Annotated in this window: 5 protein-coding genes; 3 read left to right on the forward strand and 2 right to left on the reverse strand. The window is 71.7% G+C overall.

From position 1 onward, the window contains the following. Positions 1–94: 94 nt before the first annotated feature. Together Q0112_RS19355 and Q0112_RS19360 are read right to left on the reverse strand one after the other, a co-directional pair. Positions 95–844, reverse strand: a complete 750-nt coding sequence (locus Q0112_RS19355; protein ID WP_297977738.1) for a gamma-glutamyl-gamma-aminobutyrate hydrolase family protein — start codon at positions 842–844, stop codon at positions 95–97. 72 nt (positions 845–916) lie between these two features. Then, a complete protein-coding gene (locus tag Q0112_RS19360; RefSeq protein WP_297977739.1) occupies positions 917–1,051 on the reverse strand; it encodes a hypothetical protein in 135 nt (44 codons plus the stop codon). Between the two features lie 180 nt (positions 1,052–1,231). On the opposite strand from Q0112_RS19360, the gene pepN reads away from it, so the two are divergent. The 3 genes from pepN to gatB all read left to right on the forward strand — a co-directional run. Then, positions 1,232–3,835, forward strand: a complete 2,604-nt coding sequence (pepN, locus tag Q0112_RS19365; protein WP_297977740.1) for an aminopeptidase N — start codon at positions 1,232–1,234, stop codon at positions 3,833–3,835. 62 nt (positions 3,836–3,897) lie between these two features. After that, on the forward strand, positions 3,898–4,767 hold the full coding sequence (locus tag Q0112_RS19370; RefSeq protein ID WP_297977742.1) for a lysophospholipid acyltransferase family protein: 870 nt from the start codon (positions 3,898–3,900) through the stop codon (positions 4,765–4,767). A 166-nt stretch (positions 4,768–4,933) separates the two neighbouring features. Continuing rightward, the coding region (gene gatB / locus Q0112_RS19375; protein ID WP_297977743.1) for an Asp-tRNA(Asn)/Glu-tRNA(Gln) amidotransferase subunit GatB at positions 4,934–6,192 on the forward strand (1,259 nt) is incomplete at its 3' end.

Consider the following 6,192-nt stretch of genomic DNA (forward strand, 5'->3'; position numbering starts at 1 on the left):
GGCGGGGCGGGCGCTGCCCGAGGCAGGGCCTCGGGCGGGACAGGTGGGAAGGGCGGGACTCCTTCGGCGCTGGTCGGTGGAACCGATCGCGGGGCTAGTGACCGACGCCGGCGGCGACAGCGGCGCCGAGGGCCTGGAAGAGCGGGCGGGAGACCGGGTCGTTGGCGGCGTTCCATTCGGGATGCCACTGCACCGCCATGGCGAAGCCGGGCGCGGCCTCGACGACGATCGCCTCGGGGGTCTCGTCGGGGGCGTAGCCCTCGATGACGATGCGCTCGCCCCGGTCGAGGATGCCCTGGCCGTGCAGCGAGTTCACCATCACCTCGCGCGCCCCGAGCACGCGGTGGAAGGCGCCGCCCTCGGCGAGGCTGACGATGTGGCGCAGCTCGAACTTCTCCTCGAGCGTGCCGTCGGGCGGCATCCGGTGGTTCATCCGCCCGGGGATCTCGCGGATCTCGGGGTGGAGCGTGCCGCCGAAGGCGACGTTGAACTCCTGGAAGCCGCGGCAGATGCCGAAGACCGGCACCCCGCGCGCCACGCACTCGCGGATGAGCGGCAAGGTCACCGCGTCGCGGTCGGGGTCGAAGGTGCCGTGCTTCTCGGTCGGCTCGTGGCCGTACAGGCTCGGGTGGATGTTGGGCCGCCCGCCGGTGAAGACGAAGCCGTCGCAGGCCTCGATCAGGTCGCCGATCGCCCCGACCCGGGGGACGGCCGGCACCATGAGCGGAACGGCGCCGGTCAGGTCGGCGACCGCCTCGATGTTCGAGAGGCCCACCGCCTGGACCGGGTATTCGTCGTTGATGAGGTGAGCGTTGCCGATGATGCCGATGATGGGCTTGGCCATGGTCCGTCGTTTCGCAATCCCGCTCCAGCGGAACGATAGGTCATGCCGGCCCATTCGTCGAGATCCCGGATGTCAACGAACCGTCGCAGCGGCATGAACCGCGCCGGAAAACGCCGGCGGCGGCGCGGCGTGGAGCTGCAGCGCGAGGCCGCCCCAGAGCAGCAGCGCGAAGAGGTAGGCGAAGGCGATCGGATGGCGGCGCAGCATGGCGGGCTCCCCTTGGTCGCGTCCCTTATCGGACGCGGCTGTTGCAGCTTTCCGGCGCGGATCACGCCGGCTTGTTTCAATCGTCGCACCGCGCAAGGCCGGGGGAGGCCGGGGGCCGATCTTGACGGCCCCGGCGGCGGCGCTAGAGCGTGGAGGCCAAGCCATCAGGAGACTGCCGCCATGCGCGTCGATGCCGAGGCCCCGACGATCCGGCTCGCCGACTACCGCCTGCCCGCCTATCTCGCCGAGAGCATCGAGCTCACCTTCGTGCTCGATCCGGCCGCCACGAGGGTGCGCGCCCGCGTCGGCTTCTACCGCAACCCGGCGCGCGCCGACGAGGGGCCGGCCGACCTGCGGCTCGACGGACGCGGCCTCAAGCTCGTCTCGGCGGCGATCGACGGCGTGCCGGTGCCGGCCAACGCGCTCGCGGTCGACGCGGAGGGGCTGACCGTCGCCGCCGCGCACGTTCCCGCCGTCTTCACCTGGGAGGCGGAGAGCGAGATCGCGCCGGAGGCGAATACCGCGCTCGAGGGGCTCTACATGTCGCGCGGCATGTACTGCACCCAGTGCGAGGCGCAGGGCTTCCGCAAGATCACCTGGTGGCCGGACCGGCCGGACGTGATGGCGCGCTTCCGGGTCAGGATCGAGGGCCCCGCCGACGACAGCGCGCCGGTGCTGCTGTCGAACGGCAACCTCGTGGCCTCGGGGCCGGGGTGGGCGGAGTGGGAGGATCCGTTCGCCAAGCCCTGCTACCTGTTCGCGCTGGTCGCGGGCGACCTCCGGGCGGTCGAGGACCGCTTCGTCACCCGCTCGGGGCGCGAGGTGCTGCTGCAGATCTGGGTGCGGCCGGGGGACGAGGGGCGCTGCGGCTATGCGATGGACGCGCTGAAGCGGGCGATGGCCTGGGACGAGCGGGCCTACGGGCGGGAGTACGACCTCGACCGGTTCATGATCGTGGCGGTCGACGACTTCAACATGGGGGCGATGGAGAACAAGGGGCTCAACGTCTTCAACTCGCGCTACGTGCTGGCGAGCCCGGAGACGGCGACCGACGCCGACTACAAGTCGATCGAGACGATCATCGCGCACGAGTATTTCCACAACTGGACCGGCAACCGGATCACCTGCCGCGACTGGTTCCAGCTCTGCCTGAAGGAGGGGCTGACGGTCTTCCGCGACCAGCAGTTCTCGGCCGACCAGCGCTCGGCCGGCGTGAAGCGGATCGAGGACGTGCTGCGCCTGCGCGCGGCGCAGTTCCGCGAGGACGCGGGGCCGCTGGCGCATCCGGTGCGGCCGGAGGAATACATCGAGATCAACAACTTCTATACCGCGACCGTCTACGAGAAGGGGGCCGAGGTCATCCGCATGCTGCGGCTCCTCGTCGGGGCGGAGACCTATGCCAAGGCGCTCGATCTCTACTTCGAGCGGCACGACGGACAGGCCTGCACGATCGAGGACTGGCTCAGGGTCTTCGAGGACGCCTCGGGACGCGATCTCGCCCAGTTCAGGCTCTGGTACAGCCAGGCGGGCACGCCGCGGGTGAGGGCGCGGGACGGCTGGGACGGCGCGCGCTACCGGCTGGAGCTGGCGCAGGAGACGCCGCCGACGCCGGGACAGCCGGAGAAGGCGCCGCTGGTCATCCCGGTCGCCTACGGCCTGCTCGGCCCGGACGGCGGGGCGATGGCCGAGGGGGTGCTGGAGCTCGACGCGGCCGCCGGGACCTTCGAGTGGGAGCTGCCGGCGCGGCCGGTGCCCTCGCTCCTCCGCGGCTTCTCGGCGCCGGTCATCCTCGAGCGGGAGGACGATCCGCGCGAGCGGATCTTCCTGCTCGCCCACGACAGCGACCCGTTCAACAAGTGGGAGGCGGGGCGGACCTCGGCCCTCATCCTGCTGGCGCGGATGGCGGCGGACGAGGGCCTCGCCGCGGACGGCGGCTTCCTCGCCGCGCTGGTGGCGGTGGCGGACGACCCGGCGCTCGATCCGGCCTTCAAGGCGCTGGCGCTGGCGTTGCCCGGCGAGGAGGAGGTGATCGCGCACGTCGCGGCGCAGGGCGGCGTGCCCGACCCGCTGGCGATCTGGGCGGCGCGGCGGCGGCTCGAGGCGGCGGCGGGTCGGGCGCTCGGCGCGCGGGCGGCGGCGCTGCATGCGGCGAACGCCGTCGGGGGCACCTACAGCCCGGACGCGGCCGCGGCCGGCAAGCGGGCGCTCAGGGCGCGGGCGCTCGGCTTCCTGACCGCGCTCGACCCGGAGGCGCGGGCGGCGCGGGCGCAGTTCGCCGCCGCCGGCAACATGACCGAGCGGATGGCGGCGCTGGCGCTCCTCGTCGCGCACGGGCGGGGCGAGGCGGCGCTCGCCGAGTTCCATGCCGCCTGGGCACACGACCGGCTCGTCGTCGACAAGTGGTTCGCGGTGCAGGCGGCCGGCACGCCGCCCGCCGAGGCGGTAGCGACAGTCGGGCGGCTGACCCGGCATCCCGACTTCGACTGGAAGAACCCCAACCGCTTCCGCGCGGTGATCGGCTCCTTCGCCGCCGCCAACCCGGCCGGCTTCCATGCGCCGGACGGCAGCGGCTACCGGCTGGTGACCGACTGGCTCCTCCGGCTCGACCCGGTCAACCCGCAGACGACGGCGCGGCTGGCGGCGACCTTCGGCAACTGGCGGATCTTCGATCCCGAGCGGCAGCGGCTGATGCAGGCGGAGCTGGAGCGGCTGGCGGCGCTGCCGGGGCTCTCGCGCGACACCGGCGAGATCGTCGGCCGTTTGTTGCGCGGCCCGGGCGCGTGACCGGCCGCCGAAACCCGGGCGCTTGTCACGGCATTGTCAAGCTGACACCATAGGAGACGATCATGCGCGATGTCGTCGACCAGCTGATCGAGGAGCGGGCGCCGTGGATGCGCCGCCGGGGACCGCTGGTCACCGTGGCGCGGCCAATTCTCCACCGGCTGCTGCAGTACGACCGCACCATCAAGGTCGGCGAGGCGCTCGAGCCGCTGCCGGGGACGGCGGTGCTTCAGTCGCTCTACGACATGCTCTGCCAGCACGTGGAGGTCGCCGGGCTCGAGAACATCCCGCGGCAGGGGCCGGCGATGGTGATCGCCAACCATCCGACCGGGATCGCCGACGGGATCGTGCTCTACGGCGTGCTGGCCTCGGTGCGGCCGGATCTCTTCATCTTCGCCAATGCCGACGCGCTCAGGGTGATGCCGCAGCTCGACGCGGTGATCGCGCCGGTCGAATGGCGGCCGGAGAAGCGGACGCACAAGCAGAACCGCGAGACGATGGACTATGCCCGGCGGGCGTTCGAGGCCGGGCGGATGGCGGTCCTCTTCCCCTCGGGGCGGCTGGCGAAGCGGCGCTGGTGGTCGCTGCACGAGCGGCCGTGGATGGCCTCGGGCGCGATGATGGCGAGGCGCTTCGCGCTGCCGGTGGTGCCGCTGCACATCACGGCGCGGAACTCGCTCCTCTTCTATCTGTTCGACCGGATCCATCCGACGCTCAGGGACATCACCCTCTTCCACGAGGTGCTGAACAAGATCCACCAGCCGTACCGGCTGAACCTCGGGACGGTGATCGAGCCCGAGACGCTGCCGGCCAACTCGGCGGAGGCGATCGAGGTCCTGCGCGCGCGCACGCTGGAGCTCGGCGGGCTGAAGCCGCAGACGGTGCTGACCGCGCCGGTCTACGGGCGGCTGAAGCCGGCCCGGCTGACGGTCTGACGCCGCCGAGGCCCCTGGCCCGGCAACCTCGCCAAAGGGCACGGGCGGGGATGAGGCGACGGTGCGGCCCGGTGTCGGCCGGCGGGATCGGGGCGGTGCCTCGCTTGCCGCGCCGGGAGGGCGGCGATAGAAGGGCGGCCTGACCCGAAGCGGATGGACCGAGCGCATGGCCGAGCTTGCCTACAGGGAACCCGAGCCGAAGATCATCCCCGGCGCCAGGGGCGACTGGGAGATGGTGATCGGCCTGGAGGTGCACGCGCAGGTCAGCTCCGAGGCCAAGCTCTTCTCCGGCGCCTCGACCGCCTTCGGCGCGGTGCCGAACTCGAACGTGAGCCTGGTCGACGCGGCGATGCCGGGGATGCTGCCGGTCATCAACGGCTTCTGCGTCGAGCAGGCGGTCCGGACCGGCCTCGGGCTGAAGGCGAAGATCAACCGCTTCTCGCGCTTCGACCGCAAGAACTACTTCTACCCCGACCTGCCGCAGGGCTACCAGATCAGCCAGCTCTACCACCCGGTCGTCGGCGCGGGCGAGGTGCTCGTCGACCTCGGGCCGGGCGTGGCGCGCAAGGTCCGCATCCACCACATCCACCTCGAGCAGGACGCCGGCAAGTCGATCCACGACATGGATCCCGATCTGTCGTTCGTCGACCTGAACCGCACCGGCGTCGCGCTGATGGAGATCGTCTCGATGCCCGACATCCGCTCGGCCGAGGAGGCGGCGGAGTACGTGCGCAAGCTGCGGCAGATCCTGCGCTACCTCGGCACCAGCGACGGCAACATGCAGGAGGGGAACCTGCGCGCGGACGTGAACGTGAGCGTGCGGCCCAGGGGGTCGCAGGAGCTCGGCACCCGCTGCGAGATCAAGAACATGAACTCGATGCGCTTCATCATGCAGGCGGTCGAGTACGAGGCGCGGCGGCAGATCGGCATCCTGGAGGACGGCGGCAGCATCGAGCAGGAGACCCGGCTCTACGACCCGAACCGCGGCGAGACCCGCTCGATGCGCTCGAAGGAGGAGGCGCACGACTACCGCTACTTCCCCGACCCCGACCTCCTGCCGCTCGAGCTGGAGCAGGAGTGGATCGACGCCATCGCGGCGGCGCTGCCGGAGCTGCCGGACGCGCGCAAGGCGCGCTACGTCGCCGACTACGGGATGACCGAGTATGACGCGGGCGTGCTGACGGCCGAGGCCGAGACGGCGCGGTATTTCGAGGCGGTGGCTGGGGGGCGCGACGGCAAGCAGGCGGCGAACTGGGTCATCAACGAGCTCTTCGGGCGGCTGAACAGGGAGGGGCTGGCGCTCGAGGCGAGCCCGGTCGGGCCGGCGCAGCTCGGCGGGCTGATCGACCTCGTCGGCTCGGGGGAGATCTCGGGCAAGATCGGCAAGGACGTCTTCGAGATTCTCTGGACCGAGGGCGGCGATCC

Origin of the sequence: uncultured Amaricoccus sp., from assembly GCF_937858865.1 — a bacterium.
Classification (GTDB): Bacteria; Pseudomonadota; Alphaproteobacteria; order Rhodobacterales; family Rhodobacteraceae; genus Amaricoccus.